This is a genomic window from Wolbachia endosymbiont (group A) of Philonthus cognatus (assembly GCF_947251755.1).
Classification (GTDB): domain Bacteria; phylum Pseudomonadota; class Alphaproteobacteria; order Rickettsiales; family Anaplasmataceae; genus Wolbachia; species Wolbachia pipientis.
This window is the reverse complement of sequence record NZ_OX366388.1, coordinates 1,503,167-1,523,702: the sequence shown is the minus strand read 5'-3', so window position 1 is coordinate 1,523,702 and position 20,536 is coordinate 1,503,167. Positions and strand designations below refer to the sequence as shown.

General features: G+C 34.7%; 16 protein-coding genes. 6 read left to right on the top strand and 10 right to left on the bottom strand.

The features are described 5' to 3' along the window. Genes mnhG through OPR21_RS06985 form a run of 4 tightly spaced genes read right to left on the bottom strand, consistent with a single transcriptional unit; the run spans position 1 to position 1,333 of the window. Positions 1 to 288, bottom strand: coding sequence for a monovalent cation/H(+) antiporter subunit G (gene mnhG, locus OPR21_RS07000; RefSeq protein ID WP_006279703.1), 288 nt, complete (start codon positions 286 to 288; stop codon positions 1 to 3). 6 nt (positions 289 to 294) lie between these two features. Continuing rightward, positions 295 to 540, bottom strand: a complete 246-nt coding sequence (locus OPR21_RS06995; protein ID WP_007548527.1) for a monovalent cation/H+ antiporter complex subunit F — start codon at positions 538 to 540, stop codon at positions 295 to 297. Positions 541 to 568: 28 nt separating this feature from the next. After that, entirely contained in the window at positions 569 to 976 is a 408-nt protein-coding gene (gene rpoZ / locus OPR21_RS06990; RefSeq protein ID WP_007548528.1) for a DNA-directed RNA polymerase subunit omega, read from the bottom strand. A 60-nt stretch (positions 977 to 1,036) separates the two neighbouring features. Next, the gene (locus tag OPR21_RS06985) at positions 1,037 to 1,333 is read right to left on the bottom strand and encodes a helix-turn-helix domain-containing protein (protein ID WP_010081926.1); all 297 of its coding nucleotides are present in this window, start codon (positions 1,331 to 1,333) and stop codon (positions 1,037 to 1,039) included. Positions 1,334 to 1,769: 436 nt separating this feature from the next. Here OPR21_RS06985 and purE point away from each other — a divergent pair, with 436 nt between their 5' ends. The 4 genes from purE (at position 1,770) to OPR21_RS06965 (ending at position 8,990) form a co-directional block, all read left to right on the top strand. Next, positions 1,770 to 2,261, top strand: a complete 492-nt coding sequence (purE, locus tag OPR21_RS06980) for a 5-(carboxyamino)imidazole ribonucleotide mutase (protein ID WP_006280351.1) — start codon at positions 1,770 to 1,772, stop codon at positions 2,259 to 2,261. Between the two features lie 7 nt (positions 2,262 to 2,268). Further along, positions 2,269 to 4,086, top strand: coding sequence for a DNA mismatch repair endonuclease MutL (gene mutL / locus OPR21_RS06975; protein ID WP_265029890.1), 1,818 nt, complete (start codon positions 2,269 to 2,271; stop codon positions 4,084 to 4,086). Between the two features lie 889 nt (positions 4,087 to 4,975). Next, positions 4,976 to 7,621: a 2-oxoglutarate dehydrogenase E1 component gene (locus OPR21_RS06970; protein WP_236514305.1), complete on the top strand. Its 2,646-nt coding sequence runs from the start codon at positions 4,976 to 4,978 to the stop codon at positions 7,619 to 7,621. A gap of 580 nt (positions 7,622 to 8,201) precedes the next feature. Then, a complete protein-coding gene (locus tag OPR21_RS06965; protein WP_265029889.1) occupies positions 8,202 to 8,990 on the top strand; it encodes a GTPase Era family protein in 789 nt (262 codons plus the stop codon). Positions 8,991 to 9,117: 127 nt separating this feature from the next. On the opposite strand, the gene OPR21_RS06960 is transcribed toward OPR21_RS06965, so the two are convergent. Together OPR21_RS06960 and OPR21_RS06955 are read right to left on the bottom strand one after the other, a co-directional pair. Further along, entirely contained in the window at positions 9,118 to 9,714 is a 597-nt protein-coding gene (locus OPR21_RS06960; protein WP_138265061.1) for a TIGR02217 family protein, read from the bottom strand. 190 nt (positions 9,715 to 9,904) lie between these two features. After that, positions 9,905 to 10,663 (bottom strand): DsbA family protein, encoded by a 759-nt coding sequence (locus OPR21_RS06955; RefSeq protein WP_236514514.1) that lies wholly within the window; start codon positions 10,661 to 10,663, stop codon positions 9,905 to 9,907. Positions 10,664 to 11,089: 426 nt separating this feature from the next. Between OPR21_RS06955 and OPR21_RS06950 the strand changes: the two genes are divergently transcribed. Together OPR21_RS06950 and OPR21_RS06945 are read left to right on the top strand one after the other, a co-directional pair. Beyond that, the gene (locus OPR21_RS06950; RefSeq protein WP_236514513.1) at positions 11,090 to 12,970 is read left to right on the top strand and encodes a DUF3857 domain-containing protein; all 1,881 of its coding nucleotides are present in this window, start codon (positions 11,090 to 11,092) and stop codon (positions 12,968 to 12,970) included. Between the two features lie 47 nt (positions 12,971 to 13,017). Then, positions 13,018 to 14,496, top strand: coding sequence for a UbiD family decarboxylase (locus OPR21_RS06945; protein WP_265029888.1), 1,479 nt, complete (start codon positions 13,018 to 13,020; stop codon positions 14,494 to 14,496). 789 nt (positions 14,497 to 15,285) lie between these two features. Here OPR21_RS06945 and ubiA read toward each other — a convergent pair. The 4 genes from ubiA to nusA are packed head-to-tail and all read right to left on the bottom strand — an operon-like array spanning position 15,286 to position 20,451. Further along, positions 15,286 to 16,143, bottom strand: a complete 858-nt coding sequence (ubiA, locus tag OPR21_RS06940; RefSeq protein ID WP_077188461.1) for a 4-hydroxybenzoate octaprenyltransferase — start codon at positions 16,141 to 16,143, stop codon at positions 15,286 to 15,288. A 3-nt stretch (positions 16,144 to 16,146) separates the two neighbouring features. Further along, on the bottom strand, positions 16,147 to 16,545 hold the full coding sequence (locus OPR21_RS06935; protein ID WP_038249615.1) for a ribosome-binding factor A: 399 nt from the start codon (positions 16,543 to 16,545) through the stop codon (positions 16,147 to 16,149). 9 nt (positions 16,546 to 16,554) lie between these two features. Further along, positions 16,555 to 18,879 carry a translation initiation factor IF-2 gene (infB, locus tag OPR21_RS06930; protein WP_265029887.1) on the bottom strand — a complete coding sequence of 775 codons (2,325 nt, stop codon included), beginning with the start codon at positions 18,877 to 18,879 and terminating at the stop codon, positions 16,555 to 16,557. 9 nt (positions 18,880 to 18,888) lie between these two features. Further along, on the bottom strand, positions 18,889 to 20,451 hold the full coding sequence (gene nusA, locus OPR21_RS06925; protein WP_264722976.1) for a transcription termination factor NusA: 1,563 nt from the start codon (positions 20,449 to 20,451) through the stop codon (positions 18,889 to 18,891). Positions 20,452 to 20,536 lie beyond the last annotated feature (85 nt).

The window sequence follows — 20,536 nt, the reverse complement described above, 5'->3', positions numbered from 1 at the left end:
TTAGCCTTCTTTAACAGTTTTTTTCTTAACTTTATAATGAGTGCGCGCTAAAATATAGCTATTAGTTGAGTTAGCTACCCATATTATAAAAATTAATAATACTATTTTAACAGTATTGATTGAAAATCCATTCTGCAAAGCAAAACCAATTAACAATAACGTTGCACCGCTAGAATCTGTAATACCTGCTGCATGTAACCTAGTATAGAAATCAGGAAATCTGATCACCCCTATATTTGAAATAATTATCAAACAAATACCTAAAAATATGAAAATGGATCCTATCATAAATTATCAAAACAACATTAATCTCATTAGTGCTATAGTTGATATAAAGCTAACGCTAGCATACAACAATGCTATATCAATTAAAAAAAAATTATTCAGAATGATTGATATTGCTGTTATAAGTACAACTACTTGCGTTGAGAAATTATTGAACGCTAAAACCTTATTGTACACATCATTTGACTTAGACACTATGCAACACAACATTACACTCATACAGAACAACAGTGTATAGATAGCAATGCAAATCATTTAAAGACTATGTAACTTCAGTAGATTTCTAAACGGATACTTCTTCATCGCCATCTTGATCATTTATTTCATCATCTATTTCACCATCCACTTCATAATCTTGGCTTTCTTGACTTGCATCAAGGTCTGTGTTATCAGAAAAATTTAATAAATTCGCTAGCTTACTTGTATTACTGCTGTAAACATTATTCATATTTCCTTTCATGTATTCCTTGCATCTACCTACCAAAAGGCTAAACAGCTCATGAGTATCCACCTGTTTTCCTGCTATTTCATGTAAGGAAACTATGGTATTTTTATGACCTTTAAACTTAGCTGCTTGAATTGGATTACTTGCCCCTGTATTTAAATCATGTGTTCTTTGACTTGCCAACAGAACCAATTTGAAACGGTTACTTACCCGTTCTATACACTTTTCTACAATAGACTCAGCCATAAGATACTACCTTAATAAGTTTTATACTATATCACAAAAAACAAGTTGTCAACTTTGTATCTATTGCGATTCAACTTCATGTTTTACTTTTTCTGCCTCAGATTTTATTTCTTGGCTTTCTGTCATCGTGATTGTTATCTCATGATCAAGTTTTTTTAGAAATCCTAACAATCGCTCTAAAGAAAAACCATCTATTTTACCATTTTTAATTTGCGATACCTTTGGCTGATCAATACCAAGTTTCTCAGCTGCAAAAGCCTGAGTCCAAGCATTTTTTTCTATAATTTTATTTATTATATAAAGCAACTTTGTTTTTATTCCTGCACTGTCTAAGTTATTTAACGATATTATTTCCATAATTCTTACACTCACATATCAATTAACTTTATTAAATATTATAACATAATATTTAATATACCAAGATATTAATATCATGTAACTTGTCAATAATTATATGATATCAATATTTAAAACTTTAAGTTGATTATATATTAATATTTTTATCAAATTTCTAGTAATTTTAAATTACCATTTTACCATCAGTCTATCTGAAAAAACCATTTATAGAAAGAACAAGCTAAGATTACAAAGCTTGAAATACAAAAATAATTATTTTATAAATTTATCTTACATAAGAAGTTTATATCTCTATATCTTAATATAAATATTTATTTAAATTTTTAAAATTTCTATTTTAACGAGAATTCTATATACTATATTTATAATATAATTTAAATATTTGTTGCTTTTTAGCTGGAACATTATTTAGTTAGTAAGTAAAATTGTGTTGAATATGACAAAAATAAAAAAAGATGTTGCTGTTATTATGGGAAGTGAGTCAGATTACACCACTATGGTCCATACTGTTGATATGTTAAAAGCATTAGAAGTTTCACATGATATATTCATAATATCTGCACATAGAACACCAGAAAGGCTCTTCAATTTTGCTAAATCTGCACAAGAAGAAGGTTTTAAGGTTATTATAGCTGGTGCAGGAGGTGCAGCTCATTTACCTGGTATGGTTGCGTCACTAACTTGTTTACCAGTTATCGGCGTTCCTGTGCATAGTAAACAATTAAATGGGCTGGACAGTCTACTCTCTATAGTTCAAATGCCAAAGGGTGTTCCAGTTGCAACCATGTCTATAGGAGAAAATGGAGCATATAATGCTGCCATTACTGCCGTATCTATATTGTCAATTTCCAACAGTGAAATTGCAGGTAGGTTAAAAAAGTGGAGAGAGAAACAGACCAAAGAAGTAAAAGAAAAACCAGTTTCATAATAAATCTATGGCAATAATTCTTTTAGACACAAAAACCATAAACCGTATAGCAGCGGGGGAGGTGATAGAAAGGCCAGCAAGTGTAGTAAAGGAATTAGTGGAAAATGCAATAGATGCTGGAAGTTTAGAAATAGAGATCAAAATAGAAAGTGGTGGGCGTAACCTTATTATTGTGACAGATGATGGTAACGGAGTAGAAAAAAACGATTTAGAACTTGCGTTTATGCGCCATGCTACTTCAAAATTGAGCGACAATGAGTTGATAGAAATCAAGCATCTTGGCTTTAGAGGAGAAGCTCTGCCTTCAATAGCAGCAGTAAGTAGGATAAAATTATCGTCTAAGGCAAGAGAAGCAAATGAAGCATGGTCTATAAGTTATGAGGGTGGAGAGAAAATAGGGGAGCTGATTCCTTACTCTTTATCACAAGGGACACATATTGAAGTACGAGATTTATTTTTTGCCACTCCAAATAGACTAAAATTTCTAAAAACCGAAAGAGCAGAAACTCAAAGCATTGTTGATATTGTAAATAACCTAGCAATGATTAACTATCATATAGGGTTTACTCTCACTTCAGGTAATAAAAAGCTCTTAAAATACGCTAAGCAGACTTCGTTATTTCATAGATTGTGTGAAGTAGAAGAAGAATTTCAGGGCAGTTCTCTGGAGATTAATGAAGAAGAAGACGGCATTAAACTTACGGGACACATCTGTAAACCGACCGTCAATCGTGGTAAGTCAACTCAGATCTATACGTTTGTTAATGGAAGGCCAATCAAAGATAATCTACTTATTGGCGCAGTTAGGTATGCATATCATGATTTTATTCCAAGCGATAGGTATCCTTTCGCAGCGTTACATTTAGAGATACCTTATGATCAAGTAGATGTAAATGTGCATCCAAATAAGTCAGAAGTAAGGTTTCAGAATAAGAAGCTCATATATGAGATAGTGACAAGAGGATTAATTAAAGCATTGTCAAGAAGGATAGGCACCTTTCTAGCGCATGACCAGAAAATGGATTCAACATTGCCAGATCCTTTTGATAAACCTAATGTTCAAAATGAAAGAAGGCCAAGTCCTTTTGAAAATCAACTAATAAAAGAATTTGCTTCTCCAAATGAAAGAGTAAAAAGCTTATCAGAACAGTCAAAATCGTTTGATTATACCGGCATACAGAAATTACCATCACAAGCGGAGACTATGGTTCTAGAAAAAAAGGTGTTAGAGCAAGTTGATTTGATAGAGAGCCACCCGCTCGGGTTTGCACGCTGTCAGGTCTATAATACTTACATTATTGCCGAGGTAAGAGACAAATTGATTATAGTCGACCAGCATGCAGCCCACGAAAGGCTAGTATATGAATGCTTAAAACAAAAATCAAGTGTAAAAAGACAAAAACTACTTCTTCCTGAAACGGTTGAAATCAAAAATCAAGCCGGAATGGAGATGATTGAAGTTTATAAAGATAAGTTATTTGAAATGGGTTTTGATATTGAGATCAAATCAGAAAATAAAGTGATAGTAAAAGAAATCCCTGCAATTTTGGGAGCAATAGATGTGAAAGAGATGCTAATTAATATAGTCGATAGATTAACGGAAATAGAAGATACATTGCCAGTAGAAGATAAAGTGAACAAAATATTGGCCACTATCGCTTGTCATGGATCAATTAGAGCGGGTAGAAAAATGAGGTTAGATGAAATGAATGAGCTGCTGAGACAAATGGAAAAAACCCCATATTCCGGGCAATGCAACCACGGAAGACCAACTTATATAGAAATGAAACTCAGTGATATTGAAAAACTTTTTGAGCGTAGGTAATGAGGTTGCCATAAATATGTAAGTGCTCCTTTCTCGTCATCCAAGTAGCTCATAGAAACGAAAAAACTTCCTTGACAAACTCCGTCAGCCCCCTTATCATGAAAGTGAAGCTATTTATTTATCTTCTCTGTACAGATTAAATGACAAAAAAACTCACGAATCTGGCGTCTCATGTTTAATTTTTTGCACTATGTGCACCTTATGTCTTTATAAAATTCTAGGTTTTTACCTAATATAAGCTAAAATGCGCTTATAAAGCATTTAAAACATAAAAAAACGCCAACTTAAAAAATGGATAGTGAATAATTAGCTACCCTAGGGTTTCTTTTGTCTTTTTTTCTGTTTAGTAAATTTCTTAAACATTTATGACTAAAGGTTAGTTGCATTAAAAAGCAGCTAAATCGCGGTTATTAAGCGTTTAGAATAAAAAAACGCCATACTTGAAAGTATAATGTAAGTAATTAGCCAACCACGGGGCTTCTTTTGCCTTTTTTTTCGCTTAGTAAATTTCTTAATGTTTATAGCTAAACGACAACCGTCATCCCGCTACGTGTTAGCGGGATCTCTTGTTAGCGCCGCGGCGGTATGACGTCTCGCTTGCAACCTATAGCTTTGTCATTCCAGTGCTCCTTTTTTTGTCATCCCAGTGCCTTGACTATTTAGATCCAGAAAACTTAGCTTCGAGTCAAGTAGGCTGCAAATAAAAACTGGATTCCAGCGTCACGCGCTGGAATGACACCCTGACAATCGTCATCCCGCTACGTGTTAGCGGGATCTATGTTAAGAGATACCGCGAATGAATCGCAGTATGACGTATAGAAACTAAAAAAGTTCTTTTTTAAAAAACTTAAGTTATACTTATAAGTATTTGATACTTTTTATAGTGATTATGTCGAGTTTAAGCTGCCTTTATGGTGATAATGCAGAATTTGTGGAAGAAATGTATAGCCGTTATTTGCAGGGTGATAAATCAATCGGGGAGGATTGGTATAGAATTTTTTCAAGCAATTTAGAAGTTAATAAAGCGGAGACCTGCGGTGCACAGCGTGCAACTAAGGTGGATGATTCAGTTTCTAGTTTAGCAAATTTTTTCAGATCTTACGGTCATTTTTTTGCGGATCTTAATCCGTTATCACCCAATGTGAATAAGGAAGTAGATTATCAGAAATATTCGAATCTCTCTCCTATGGGTGACACTAGAATCTATAGAGATATTTACTGCAAGAACATCGGTTTTGAATTTATGCATATTTCCTCTTATGAGGAGAGAGTGTGGCTGCAGGAAAAGATCGAAAATCAAACCTATACGCTGAGTTCACAAGATAAAAAGGAAATACTGAGGCACTTGATCGAATCTGAGATGTTCGAGCAATTTCTCCATATGAAATTTCCTGGATATAAACGTTTTTCTATCGAAGGTGGAGAATCAGCTATTGTTGCAATTGAAAAAATTATTAGTGATTCCGCTGGTTATGGTATTGAAGAAGTAGTTCTTGGTATGGCTCATCGCGGACGGCTCAATGTTCTAACCAAAGTTATGGGAAAAGAATATGCGGCAATGCTATCTGAATTTCAAGGCAATCTCGCACACCCAAGTGGTCTTGAGGTGTCCGGTGATGTTAAATATCACCTTGGTTATTCTTCTGATCGAGCACTTTCAGGTGGCAAAAAAATACATTTAAGTTTATGCCCTAATCCATCTCATCTTGAAGCGGTAAATCCGGTTTTGGCTGGAAGAATAAGAGCAAAACAGAATATAAGATCTGTGCTTGGCATATCAATTCATGGTGATGCGGCTTTCATCGGTCAAGGAGTGGTTGCTGAAACCTTGAGCCTAAGCAATATTGAAGGCTATAAGGTGGATGGCATTGTGCACGTTGTCATTAATAACCAAGTTGGTTTTACTGCTAATCCGTGTTGTGCGCGGTCCTCTTTTTATTGCACTGATGTAGCAAAATCAATAGAAGCTCCAGTGTTTCACGTTAATGGAGATAACCCTGAAGCTGTGAGTTTTGTTGCGAATTTGGCGATGGAATATAGGCAGAAATTTAAAAAGGACGTAGTGATTGACATAATATGTTACCGCAAATATGGCCATAATGAAGGTGATGAACCGAATTTCACTCAGCCACTCATGTATAAGGTGATATCAAAGCATAAAACTCCTGGAACATTGTATGAAGAAAAATTGACTGCAGAGAAAGTATTAAGTGGTGATGAAGTAAATAAATTACGCAGTGAATTCAGGGCAAAATTAGATAAAAGTCTTGCTGAATCAGTGACTTACACTCCAAAAAAAGCTGACTGGTTTTGTGGAGTATGGTCAAAATTAAGAAGGGCAAGGTTGAACGATTTGAGCGAATACTATACAGATTCTGGTGTTCCGCCAGATGAGTTGAAAAAATTAGGTGTGTATATAAATAGCAATATCCCAAGTAGCTTTAACATTAATAATAAGGTTAGAAAAATACTTGATGGCAGAATAGACAGTATAAATTCCGGCAGTAATATAGACTGGGCAACTGCCGAAAGTCTTGCATTTGCGTCACTGCTTACAGAAGGAATAGAAGTGCGTTTATCAGGCCAAGACTCTGGCCGTGGCACTTTTTCGCACCGTCATTCAAGGCTTGTTGATCAGGTAACAGAAGAAGCGTTTATTCCGCTAAACAATATAAATGAAAAGCAAGCTCACTTTGAGGTCATAGATAGCGCTTTATCAGAGTATGCTGTAATGGGCTTTGAATATGGCTATAGTCTTGATTCCCCGTATTCACTGGTGCTCTGGGAAGGACAATTTGGTGATTTTGCAAACGGTGCGCAAATTATGATCGACCAGTTTATCGCATCTGCAGAAACAAAGTGGTTGCGATCAAGCGGTCTAGTTTTATTGTTGCCCCACGGTTATGAAGGGCAAGGACCTGAACATAGTTCTGCTCGTATAGAGAGGTTTTTACAACTCTGTGCAGAAGATAATATGCAGATAGTTAATTGCTCCACTCCGGCAAATTACTTTCATGTTTTACGTCGGCAAATTCATCGAGACTTTCGTAAGCCTTTAGTAGTGTTTACACCTAAATCGCTATTGCGTCACAAAAGAGCAGTTTCTAACCTATCTGACTTTGAAGGAAAATTCCTCACGGTGATTCCAGAATATAGAACAGATTTAGTTTCGAATGATAAAATACGTAAAGTTGTAATATGCAGTGGTAAAGTTTATTACGACATATGTGAAGCACAAAAAATAAACGATATAGCAGTAATACGTTTGGAGCAATTCTATCCGTTTCCTGCCGATAAACTAAGTATTGAACTTGAAAAATACAAAAGCGCTGAAATTATATGGTGTCAAGAAGAACCAAAAAATATGGGAGGATGGTTTTTTGTCAACCCATTGATAGAAGAAGTGTTATCCAATCTCAATATTCAAGCAAAAAGACCTAAGTGCATTGCAAGACTTGCTGCTGCATCTCCTGCATGTGGTTATGCTAGTGTACATGCTCAGCAACAAGAGGAGATTTTAAGACAGATCGCTTAGTATTTACAGTTATTGAAGCAGAAGTGGTGCTATAAAAGTAGCTGACACTTGAATGGCTTTGTTGCATCGCTAGCTATGATGGATTAAAGATAAAAAAGATAGGGAATATCAGTAGCTTATTATTCTGGTATTTATAACAAGAACGGTCAGTGAATACCTAAATTTGAGTAAAAGAAATTTCACTACCACTCACTAATCTGGCTAAAATTCAAGAATTTCAATGCTTTAGCTATTTTCAATAGAATTAAATTTATTAATATAAATAACAAATTACTATTCTTAAATTTGATCAGATTGATTGCAAAAAAACAAGATTTTCAATAGGTTGCTTATAATCCTAACTATAGTTAGCCTTTCATAAGTAGCGATGCAACAAAGCCCACTTGAATCCGGTTGCATCACGCGCTGCGGCCAGGCGCAATAGAAAACGCATTACACCAATAAAGCCCTTTTGGTACTCAAGCAAATATAAAAGATTTTTATTCTATTAAAAAAAATTTAATTTTTATTAAAATTTTCATTTATTTTTATTTAAAAAGTAAACATTATTAATATTTACTTTAACTAATATAGGATATATATGAATACAAAAATATTTGAGATGTTAATAAGGAGAACTGGTCTACGCAGAGATAGCAAAGCTGAGATCATACAGTTAAATAGAAATGAAAAAGCTTTCGTAGATGAGGATAAAGAATCTATCGAATTAGCTGAGGCCATTTTTGAAGAGAATAATATGTTTCATTTCCGCAAACCAGGTCCTGCTATGGATTACATTTTGCACAAATTAATAAATGATAGGAAGCTTTTCGAGGAAATGAAAGATAGAGGTACAAGTATAATACGTCTTTTTTCTTTGTTATCAATGTATCATGGTCGTCTCAATTGCTGTGTTATAAGAAAAGGAGGGTGTATTACTGAGTGTGGCATACTTGATTACGCTGGCACCTATCCAGAACTAGTGCCTTTAGAGGACTTTATACTTATTGAGCCTTCCTCGTACCTCGAGTACATTGTGTTTGACAATGAGAATATCAGAAATAGGTTAGCTGAAGACTTAACTGAAGATAAAACAAAATTAGATATCTTTTTGAATGGAATTTTAGCAACAAAGAATTCGGATTTAGTATTATCTTGTATTAACAAGATAGAGGTTCTTAATGAGGGAGATAGATATTTTGTTAATCTCTTACAGAAAAACGGCATGCTAGACTACATCTTAAACAAAGATGATACAACACTTGCAAAATCAACTCTAAAGGAGTTGTTGAAGCTTTCTATTTTGCAGGAAGAAAAAAGCACTAAGTTAGAATCTCCCCAAGCTTCAAGTGTAAATGTTAGCAAAGCTCAGCAACATTGTAGTATATAGCTGGTGATAAAGTTTAAAATAATTGCATATACTGAGGCTCATTTAGGTATAGAGCCTCAGTGGTGCTTAATTTTTCAATTTATGGTAGACTAGTAGCCCTACTATGATGTGGATCTATGCTCGCTAACTAAAATTTCACTTCCACCAAGGGGATATTATTCCAGCTATTGCTTCCATAGTCATCAATCGAAGCGTTTAAGTAATCTGTATCAAAGCGTACGGGCACATCAAATTCGAAGCTCGCAGTGATTATCGCATCTTTTACTGGTGGCTTCATAAATGTTATTTCTCCCGTTGAATAATTTACTGAATATTCACTCTCTTCTTTACCATTTAAATAAATCTTTACTGTCCCATGTACTGGCTTTTTGATCATACGTATATGCTTATCTTCCCCACTTACATAAGTTTTGATTAGCTGAAAAGTCGTTTTTTTGTTATCTCCTATACCAATCTCTTGATTAATGGCTATAAAATCCGACCAATCCTTAAAACGAAACCCTATTGCTTTACCTTTTCGTGCATGAAAAAATGTTATTAGTTCTAGTAGCTGCTCGTTTGATCTGACCCCGTAAGCTATGTTGTATCTAGTGCGTGCATGAGACCAATTGATGTTGCGCTGTTCACAACCATTGTGAGTTGTTACAACGTCAGTGGAAAATTCCGGTCCTCCAGTGGAACCATAAGATATATTTTCTGGAAATCTAATTTCTGTGAATGACATATGTCCTCCTGAGAAAGTAAAATAGTTTGGTTGAAGAAAATGTTGTAATTTGAAAGCGTTTCACATAGTAAATGACGCCATGGAAAGTGGATGAGACCACTGAGTTAAACTGCTGTCATACCCACAATTACTATACTCAGGTTCATTTGAGTTGTCAAGCAAAAAAATAAAATTTTATGGCAAATTGAAACTAGCCTTGCTTGTGACTTAATTCATCTACTTTTTTGCGTAATACATTCAAATCAGTTGCTCCTACAAACAGGCTATCTCCAATTATTAAAAAAGGTGTACCACCTACTCCCAAATCTCTTACTAGAAGCCTACTGTTGTTTATCATTTGCTCAATTTTGTCCGCGTTATCTTTTATGGAATCATTAAAATCGTCCTCATCAATCCCTATGTTTTTCACTATATCCAATATGCTTTCGTCTGAAAATTCTCCTTTGTGACTTAAAGCAGCATGGTGAAAATCGAAATATTTTTCTTTATCGAGAAAATAGACAGCTAAAGCACTTTTTGCTGCCTTTAAAGAAGCGTTACCAAGTATTGGAGCATCCCTAAAGATATACTTAATTTTGCCGTCGTTAATTAACTGCTTTATATCATTCTTTATAGCTTTGCAATGTCCACAAGAATAGTCAAGGAAGCCTACAGCTATAACACTACTATTTTCATTTCCGGAGTAAGGATAAGTAAGGTCAAATATTTGATCCTTGTATTGTGAAATTTTACTTTTGGTTACATTATCTCGAGCAGCGTAACTACTTTTAATCGACTCCTCTTTGAGAGTTTTTATGATCTTATCAAAATTTCTACTTATATAATTATCTAATTTCTCACCTATATAATCATCGTTTAGCATTTGGCTGCGATTTGAGAGCCAATTATTTATTATCGGCAAGCTTGCTATTGCTATTATTAAAATTAATAAAAACGATACCCTAGACATACAATTTATTTAAAAACCTACAACATAAAACTTTTAGTACACATTTATCTGTATATTAAAAGAAGCATCTAATGTTAATACATAAAAACATTTGTATCAAGTGTATTTTATAGCCAATTTTGCTGCAAGTACAAACTTTACGTACAATGAAACTCAAGCACATTACCACAAAGTTCATCAGAAAACTTGGTGATGAGGGTGGTGAAACATTTTGGTAGTTGATTATCTTATAACTGCCATGTATAATGCTAACAAACGCGGCGATAAATATTGGTAAAAAAAAGGAAATAGCCATTCTAGGAAGTAAGCTTCTCTTTTTCCCATTTGCTGAGTTTATTGCAGTGTATGGTCGCGTCGTGTGGGTGTAATAAAACAATTTTTCAGTCAATATGCCGATAATTTTAAATATTCTATATGAGTGTCATAATGAAATTTTTAAAAACTCTTTTTAACTTAACATTGTTAGTGTTTTTTATAACTCCTCCAGTTGAAGCAAGGTGGACTAAGTATGAAGATGCTCCCATTGAGATCAAAATTTCTAATAGTACCATTAATATTAATGGGGATGGTACTTATGAATTAGAATCAGAACTCCAAGCAAAAGTACTCAAGGAATCTGGGCGTAGTGCATTCTCCCCATACAGTCTTATTTATAATGGTGATAGTGCAGACCTCACTATTTTAGAAGCTAAAACAGCTTACAATGGGAGGGAATACGTAGTCGCTAAAAACATGATAGAGGACAAGGCGTTGGCTAGTCCTCAAGGTTTCGATCAGCTAAGGCAAGTAACCATATCATTTCCTAAAATGACAATTGGTGCAGAAGTATATCTAAAATATAAACAAATTCATAAAAAAGTTCCTATTGATAATTTTTATGGTTTGCACTTTTCTTATTATGGGCGGTATTTTCAAGCAGAGAATACTAAAATCAATTCTGAGTTGCCTCTAGAGATTAGAGTGAATGATCCAAGAAACGTATTAAAGATCGCTGAGGAGAAAAAGAATGGTGTACATTCTATAAGCATTACTTTAAAAAAGGCAATTTATGAAGGTTTGATAAATGAGCCACATAATGGAATATTGAATTTTAAGCACAATACTTGGGTATCACTGTCAAGCCTATCTAAATGGGAGGATTTAGCAAAAAAATTAGCTCCTGGATATTATAACGTCATTACTCAGCCACTTCCTACAATTTTTACGGCCATAGCAGAATCTGCTGCCAATGAGAGTACTGATGAAGAGAAAATTAACGTTGTTACTTCTTTGTTGAATGAGAAAATTCAATACACGGGAGATTGGCGTACAGTGTCAGGACGATTTTTTCCAAGAGATTTAGAGAAAATTGCTGATTATCAAACTGGAGATTGTAAGGATTTTTCTGTTAGTACGGCTGCTATTTTACAAAAACTTGGTTACAGAGTTCAACCTACTCTAGTTATGAGAGGAATTACTAGCATTCCTAATTCCGAAGCATTACCTAATCTGGGTAATTTTAATCATACGATGCTCAGAGTAACAAATAAAGGTGGAAAAATATATTGGATTGATCCGACTAATAAGGTTAGTATGGCACAAGGTATTTTTCCAGATGTTGCTGACAAAGTTGCTTTAGTATTGGATTCTAAAGAAGTTAGCTACACAAAAATTCCTGCTGTACAAGCTGAAAATTCAAAAATTATATCCCATAGTGAATTAACTATACAAGATAATGTTGTAAACGAACGTGGTCAGCTTACTATGCAAGGGGAGTCAGCTATGAGCTTAGCAAGTGCTGGATTATATTACTCAAACGAGCAGTTAAGAGATTCTGTTTTTTATATAATTAGTGGGGTATATCTTAATGAAAAAGAAAAGAAATTCTTAGAATTGCCTGATCTTACTTCGCGTAATGTAGAGGATCTTACAATTAAGTATGAATTACAACAAAAAAATAAAGTTTTTAGGACGAACCTAGGACTTGTTTTAACTTTAGAAAATAATTTGCTTAATGGTGTCGTAAATACAGTTTCTGACCAAGTGTCAGACATTTTTATAGGTACTCCTCATACTCGTGAAACGCATACGGTAATAAAAGACATTGCGATTAAAAACTGTGCAGAATTGAATTTTGAAATAAATTCTCCATGGTTATATGTAAATAGGTCATGTAAACATCAAAATGGCAGCACAGAATTAAATGATATAGTAGCTATACAGAAAAGCTTTATTACCAATGAAGAGTTAAACACTACTGAATATAAAAACTTAAAAAGCGAGCTGGAGAATAATTTTTCTAGAGCCTCTATAATAATAAGTGAATAGGTTGTGCTGGGAAAAACACTTCTTAAAAGACTTAAAATCTTTAAAATATGTACAACAACTTACGCGACTTCATCAAAGCCTTAGAAGAAAAAAAAGATCTGATTAGGATTAAGGAGGAAGTTTCAACAGTTCTTGAAATGACAGAAATTCATCGCAGAGTTTTGTCAAGCAAAGGGCCAGCGATCATTTTTGAAAATGTTATCACAGAAAATGGCAAAAATTCGATTCCTGTTTTGGTGAATTTATTTGGTACTATTAAGAGGATTGCATTGGGGTTGAACATAAATCCTGATGAACTAAGAGATCTTGGTAAACTTTTAGCATTTTTGCAATCACCTGAGCCGCCAAAAAACTTTAAGGATGCTATAAAAATGTTTCCTTTGTTGAAAGTCGTGTTATCGATGCGAAGTAAAGTCGTGAGCAAGGCTCCATGTCAAGAGGTAGTGCTAACCGGAGATGAAGTGGACCTAAGTCTACTGCCCATTCAAACATGCTGGCCAAATGAACCTGCACCACTTATCACCTGGCCGATTGTGGTAACAAAAGGACCCACGAAAGAAAAGCAAGATAATTTTAATCTTGGAATATATCGTATGCAGGTTATAGATAAAAAAACAACACTAATGCGTTGGCTTGCACAAAGAGGTGGCGCAACTCACCATAAGCGTTGGAAGGAAGAAGGCAGAGATATGAAATTTCCTGCTGCTGCTGTGATTGGTAGTGATCCTGCAACGATTATTGCTGCGGTAACTCCAGTGCCAGAAACATTGTCAGAATACCAATTTGCTGGACTGCTGCGAAAGAGGCCGCTTGAGCTTGTAAATTGTAAGACTGTTCCACTTCAAGTACCAGCTCACGCGGAAATCGTTCTGGAAGGCTATGTGAGTTTGGATAGCTATCAAGACGAAGGGCCATACGGAGACCACACTGGCTACTATAATTCTGTTGAGCAATTTCCTGAATTTAATATTACTGCAATTACTATGCGCAAAAATCCAATTTATCTCAGCACTTTCACTGGCAAGCCACCTGATGAACCATCAATTCTTGGTGAAGCGCTCAACGAAATCTTTGTGCCCATTCTTATCAATCAATTTCTAGAGATAGTGGACTTTTATCTGCCGCCGGAAGGTTGCTCATATAGAATAGCGGTAGTGTCGATAAAAAAATCCTATCCAGGGCAGGCAAAAAGAATTGTTATGGGCATACTTTCTTTTCTAAAGCAGTTTTTATACACGAAGTTTATTATCGTTGTTGATGATGATATAAATATACGTGATTGGAAGGAAGTGATGTGGGCAATGTCAACGAGGATGGACCCTGTGCGTGACACAATCATGATAGAAAATACACCTATTGATTATTTAGACTTTGCTTCCCCTGAAAGTGGCCTGGGAGGTAAGATGGGATTTGATGCGACAAACAAAATTCCGCCTGAAACCAAACGAGAATGGGGAAAGAAAATTAAAATGAGTGAGGAAATAGTAAGAAAAGTCACGGAAAAGTGGGAGGAATATATGGACTAGACTTCTTGCATAAAAGCAGAAAAAAGTTTGGCGTTTTTTATAATGCCGTAATTAGCATTAACTGATAATTGTGATTTAAGTTCGTCACAGTGCCCTTTTTTTGTCATCCTATAGCTATACCGCCGCGGTATCTCTTAGCCGCTAACAAGTAGTGGGATGACGAGCTTATCGTCATCCTGCCGCGAACCGTCATACCGCGATTCATTCGCGGTATCTCAGCCGCTAACAAGCAGCGGGATACTTAGGGATGACGGTTGTTGTTTAGCTGTAAATATTAAGAAATTTACCAAATGAAAAAAAAGGCAAAAGAAGCCCTGGGGTTATTATCCGCTTTAAAATATTGGCGTTTTTTATGTTTTAAACGCTTGACAAGCGAGATTCAGCCGCTTTTAATTGCAACTAACTTACGCTGCAAATGTTTAAGAAATTTACTAAGCAGAAAAAAAGACAAAGAATCCCCGAGTTAGCTAGTCTTTTACTATCTCTGTCGAGTATTGGCATTTTTTGATGTCTTGTAACGCTTTATAAGCGCGTTCAGCTTATTTAGATAAAAATCTAGATGTAGATGAAGTTTTGTAAAGACATACAGTATCTATATACTGCAAAAAATTGAACATAAGACGCCGATACATTAAGTAATCCTTACCTTTTAATCTGCAGATTGGCGAAAGCAAATACAATAGCTTCAGTTTCATGATAAGAGGGCTGGCGGAGTTTGTCAAGCAAGTTTTTTTGTTTCTGCGGGCTACCTGAGTCTATTGATTTCATTAGAGCCGAAACTCTTGAGACCTAGGTGATAATTCTATCTAAAAGAATGCCGAAAAAGAGCAGCAACCCTACGTAGGAATTATTTTTAAATATGGACATGCATTGACTGGGATCGTCAGGATTGAAATTTTTGTATTGGCGGTGAAATATGAACCCTACAGCAAGTAGAGCAATATAAAAAATGTTATTTAATGATGATAAGATACCAGCATATAGCCACGTCATAAGAGATATTAAATAAAATCTTTTCAACCAAGATTTTGTTGTATCACCAAAATATAATGCGGTAGATTTCATCCCGAGTTTTTCATCATCTTTTTTATCTTGATGGGCGTATATGGTGTCATAGCTAAGTGTCCAAAAGACGCATCCTATATAAAACAGCAAGGATTCTATACTGATCTGGTTTGTTATTGCTGCTGAGCCCATGAGCGATCCCATATTGAAGGTAAACCCTAAGAACAATTGTGGCCACCAAACATACCGCTTTAATAAAGGGTAAGTAGCTATCATACACATTGAGATTATTCCAAGTATGAGTGTAGTTTTATTAGTTAATAATAAGATTACCAGGGCAATAGACAGTAACAGTGAAAGTAAAGCTAAAGCCTGCTTTATGTTTAATGCACCACTTGCAAGTGGCCTATATTTTGTTCGTTCAACGTGCGCATCTATTTCCCTATCGAAAATGTCATTGATTATGCACCCTGCAGGTCTCATTAAAAATGCACCTATAGTAAACAAAACAAGGAGAAAAAGAACCTGATACGATAGAGAAGTTGAGGCTAAAAGAATACCGCTCAAACTGGGAAATAGCACAAGCCACAAACCTGTTAAACTGTGCAACCTCATTAATGAAAAGTAACGATTGAAATGCATTAATTAAGTGTGATTATGTAATATTTTGCTTACATTAACAAAATTATCGAACGCTAAGTCAGGCTTGAAAACTAGTTCAGGTATAAATCGCAAATCAACATAACACAATATAGATTTACGTATTGACCATGCAGATTGGTTCATTTCATTAACAACAGTATTAATATCACAATTATTCTCAGAAGGATCTCCAGTGCGTCTTTTTTCTGGATCTAAGTAGTCAGCTACTTGAATATTCAATGAAGATAACACAATATATACATCTGCTTTTTTCAAATCTTTACTTAATTTTACGTCAGATACCGCTACATTTTTATTGAACACCTTACCTTCCATTAGAATTCTTGATATTGCTCTATGCAATACCGATGCTATCTTTAGGTTTCTAATTTCCTTTTTCATATCCAGCTACTATAACACCCTTTCTTCTTGCACTAATTGATAAGCTTCCAAAATATCTCCAACTTTAATATCGACATTACCCTCTAGTGATACTCCGCATTCAAAGTTTACACCTACTTCTTTAACATCATCTTTAAATCTACGTAGTGCTTTTAACTTTCCTTCATGCACCAATTTACTATTGCGCACTACCTTAATTAAAGAATCTTTTTTTATGACTCCATCACTTACATAACATCCAATGATATTACCAGCTTTAGATACATTAAATATTTGCCTTACAGATGCAGAACCAACACGAACCTCTCGTGTAACAGGCTTTAACATTTTAGTTAAATACATTCTCATGTCGTCAATGAGCTCGTATATTATGTTATAAGTATGTATTTCTATACCTTTTTGTTTTGCCAAGTCCCTTATTTTTGAGTCCACTTTTACATTGAAAGCTAAAATTACTGCACTTGATGCTTCTGCAAGCAGCACATCTGAATCTGTTATCCCTCCTACTGCTTTGTGTAGGATATTTAATTTCACTTGGTCTTTACCGAGTTTATCAATTGAACTTGATATTGCTTCAATAGAACCAGTTACATCGCACTTTAAAACTACAGATAGTTCTTCTGTTTCGCTGTTATTACGACTGAATATATCTAAATTATTGTCGCCCAAATCTTCTTTCTTTTTCTTGATTAACTCTAGCCTGTATTCAACAATTTCACGCGCCTGCTTTTCAGAATTTACAACAACAAATTTATCTCCAGCATTTGGTACACCATTTAGACCAGTAATTTCAATTGGAGCGGAGGGTAGTGCTGCTTTTTCTCTTTGACCGAGGTGATTAACCATACTACGTACTTTGCTGTATGTTGTACCAACTACCAATATATCACCAACCTTTAACGTTCCTTCCTCAACTATCAATGTGGCTGATATTCCTTTCGCTTTATCTATTTTGGATTCTATTACCCATCCAAGTGCTCGACAATCTTCTATTGCTTCTAGCTTCATTAATTCAGCGATTAACAAAATCGTCTCTTCTAGTTTATCTAAATTAGTTTTCTTTTTTGCTGATACTGGCACAATCATAACATCACCACCAAGCCCTTCAGGGATGAGATCATATTGAGGCAAACTATTAATTATTTTTTCTACATCACCAGGCTCAGATTTATCAATTTTATTAATAGCAACTATAATGGAAACATTTGCTGCTTTTGCATGATTTATTGCTTCAACTGTTTGTTTCATGATTCCATCGTCAGCTGCAACTACTATTACAACTATATTAGTAATATTGGCACCACGTGCACGCATCGCAGTGAACGCTTCATGTCCTGGTGTATCAATAAAGGTAATTTTTTGCTTATCTTTTGTCGTTATTTGATAAGCACCTATGTGTTGAGTTATGCCACCTGACTCTCTTTCTGCAACATTAGATTCACGAAATGCATCGAGCAATGAGGTTTTACCATGATCGACGTGTCCCATAAAAGTGACGATTGGTGGTTTAGGTTTTTTAGGCAGGCTTTCTCTGCCTTCTATAAAAAATAAATCTTTTTCTCTGTTGGTATCGCTCACTCGTTTAGCCGTATGATTAAATTTTTCCACTATTTCACATGCTATATCTGGATCCACCAGATCATCTACTCTATAACTCTCACCGACTTCTTCTTTGAACATTTTTAGCACACTCTTGCTATCTTCTGCCATGCGAATAGATAACTCCCTGATAGTTATTTTGTCTGGTATAATAACTTCTCTTGATATATTTTTACCCTTAGTAAACTTTGACTTTCTACCTCTTATACCAAACCTTTGCTTAAATACAGGGGGTTGTTCAGTTTTTTCATCTATTGCCTGTGCAATTACCAGTTTAGAATGCTTAGAATATATATCTTTGTTGACTTTAAAAGACTTTTTATCGTTGTCCTCATGGTCAATACTATCTTCTTTTGGTTCAACTAAGTGGGTATTACTTAAAACTTGCTTATTTATTTCCTTAGATAAAGCGTCCGCTTCATTTTTCTCGTCAATCTCTTTATTGCTGTCTTCTTTTGCTGTTTTCTCTTTTTCTTCTCTCTGATTTCTTTCTTTCAGCAAAGCAGCATTCTGCACAGCATTAATGCGAAAAATTTGTTCTTTCTCTGTTAAAGAACCTAATTTACTCTCGTCAAATAAATTATGTTCTTCTGCATCATGAGATTTTTTTCTTCTTTTTTTTACTACTGTAGCTCCAGTACTTGGGCTAGCTGAAGAGTTTAAATTGAGGTCTAATTTAAGCTTGCTTAAACCTTGGAGCGTTAATTTTTTATCACTGATATCTTCATTATTCATATTATTTTATTATATTAATCCAAGCTTTTTACGTGCTTCTATGATTATTGAATCTACTGTATCTTTTAGATCTTCTTTGCTATCGGATGAGGAAGAGAGTATGCTGCAAAACTCATAACTTGATAAATCTGCTATGTCCTCTAAAGTCTTAATATCATGCTTACTAAGAGCAATTTTATTGTCTATTGATAAAGTTAAATTGATTACATCATCCTCCATACCTAAACTTTTTAGCTCTTCTATTTTTCTATCATTTTCTGCTTTCAGGTACTTATTTGCTCTATTATGAAGTTCGTTTGCAATATCTTCATTAAAGCCCTCTATTGAAGCAAGCTCTTTAATTGAAGCGCTAGATATGTCTTCTACACTTGAAAAACCTTCTGTTACCAATAGCTGACCCATAATCTCTTCTAAGTTTAAAGCTTCAGCAAATAAAGCTGAACATTGACTAAGTTCTTTACTTCGCCTTTCTGATTCTTGCTGAGTGCTTAATATCTCAATTTTCCATCCAACAAGCTCTGAAGCTAATCTTACATTCTGGCCCTTTTTTCCTATCGCTAAACTCAATTGATCTTCAGCAACTATTAACTCTATGCAATTTTCATTTTCATCAATAATAACCTTCGATACTTCTGCAGGAGTAATGGCTTTAATAACAAATTGACCCAAATCTGAGGAGTAATTTATAACGTCAATTTTTTCACCATTTAATTCGTGTATAATAGTTTTTATTCTATCTCCCTTAACTCCAACACAAGCACCTACTGGATCAATGTTCTTGTCGGGAGAGAAAACGGCAACCTTAGACCTTGAACCAGCATCTCTAGCTATACCTTTAATTGTCACTAATCCGTCAGCAATTTCTGGTATTTCTTGATTTAATAATGCCTCCAAAAAGCCTTCATGAGTCCTAGAAAGAATAATTTGACGTCCATCATCAGAGCGCTTAACAGTCTGTATGTAAGCTTTAACCTTATCACCTTCACGAAATGATTCACCACCAGTTAAATTTCGCAATGGAAGATATGCCCTAGTGCCATTTATGTCTATAATAAGATCTGAATATTCTACTTGTTTAACAATACCATACCTTATTTCTCCCACCTTATCTTTAAATTCCTCATATTGCTTTTTTGACTCTTCATCTTTAATTATTTGAGCAATCTTTTGCTGGGCAATTCTTGCTGAAGCAAGATCAGTGTTAAGAGAGAGTAATTCACTAACAGTATCTCCAACTTTTGCATCTCCTTTTATTAATTTAGCTTGTGTAAGCGTAATTGATTCACACTCAGTATTCTCTTTTTCATTTGATTCATCATCAATAACTTTTAGTTTTCTGTATGAAGTAACTTTGCCTGTGTTTCTATCTATATTAACTACAATTTTACTTTTGCTACCATATTTTTGATAAGCCACTGCTTCTATAGCACTTTCTAGTGCCTTTATTACAACATCAAAATCTAAACCTTTTTGAAGTGAAAGCTCTCCTGCTGTTTTTATTACATCAAGGCTTCCAACTATGTTATTCTTGTTACTTTTCTGCTTAACACTGCTTTTACGATTAGCAATCATAATAAATAAATCCAATGTAATTAGTTATAATTATAGCTCCAACGGGCAAAGAACACTATCTTAAATGTTAAATGATTGCTAATTT

Excerpts from the sequence above, each read along its gene's own strand:
- mnhG (WP_006279703.1), bottom strand. The coding sequence starts at position 288 with ATGATAGGATCCATTTTCATATTTTTAGGTATTTGTTTGATAATTATT.
- OPR21_RS06995 (WP_007548527.1), bottom strand. The coding sequence starts at position 540 with ATGATTTGCATTGCTATCTATACACTGTTGTTCTGTATGAGTGTAATG.
- rpoZ (WP_007548528.1), bottom strand. The coding sequence starts at position 976 with ATGGCTGAGTCTATTGTAGAAAAGTGTATAGAACGGGTAAGTAACCGT.
- OPR21_RS06985 (WP_010081926.1), bottom strand. The coding sequence starts at position 1,333 with ATGGAAATAATATCGTTAAATAACTTAGACAGTGCAGGAATAAAAACA.
- purE (WP_006280351.1), top strand. The coding sequence starts at position 1,770 with ATGACAAAAATAAAAAAAGATGTTGCTGTTATTATGGGAAGTGAGTCA.
- mutL (WP_265029890.1), top strand. The coding sequence starts at position 2,269 with ATGGCAATAATTCTTTTAGACACAAAAACCATAAACCGTATAGCAGCG.
- OPR21_RS06970 (WP_236514305.1), top strand. The coding sequence starts at position 4,976 with ATGTCGAGTTTAAGCTGCCTTTATGGTGATAATGCAGAATTTGTGGAA.
- OPR21_RS06965 (WP_265029889.1), top strand. The coding sequence starts at position 8,202 with ATGAATACAAAAATATTTGAGATGTTAATAAGGAGAACTGGTCTACGC.
- OPR21_RS06960 (WP_138265061.1), bottom strand. The coding sequence starts at position 9,714 with ATGTCATTCACAGAAATTAGATTTCCAGAAAATATATCTTATGGTTCC.
- OPR21_RS06955 (WP_236514514.1), bottom strand. The coding sequence starts at position 10,663 with ATGTCTAGGGTATCGTTTTTATTAATTTTAATAATAGCAATAGCAAGC.
- OPR21_RS06950 (WP_236514513.1), top strand. The coding sequence starts at position 11,090 with ATGAAATTTTTAAAAACTCTTTTTAACTTAACATTGTTAGTGTTTTTT.
- OPR21_RS06945 (WP_265029888.1), top strand. The coding sequence starts at position 13,018 with ATGTACAACAACTTACGCGACTTCATCAAAGCCTTAGAAGAAAAAAAA.
- ubiA (WP_077188461.1), bottom strand. The coding sequence starts at position 16,143 with ATGCATTTCAATCGTTACTTTTCATTAATGAGGTTGCACAGTTTAACA.
- OPR21_RS06935 (WP_038249615.1), bottom strand. The coding sequence starts at position 16,545 with ATGAAAAAGGAAATTAGAAACCTAAAGATAGCATCGGTATTGCATAGA.
- infB (WP_265029887.1), bottom strand. The coding sequence starts at position 18,879 with ATGAATAATGAAGATATCAGTGATAAAAAATTAACGCTCCAAGGTTTA.
- nusA (WP_264722976.1), bottom strand. The coding sequence starts at position 20,451 with ATGATTGCTAATCGTAAAAGCAGTGTTAAGCAGAAAAGTAACAAGAAT.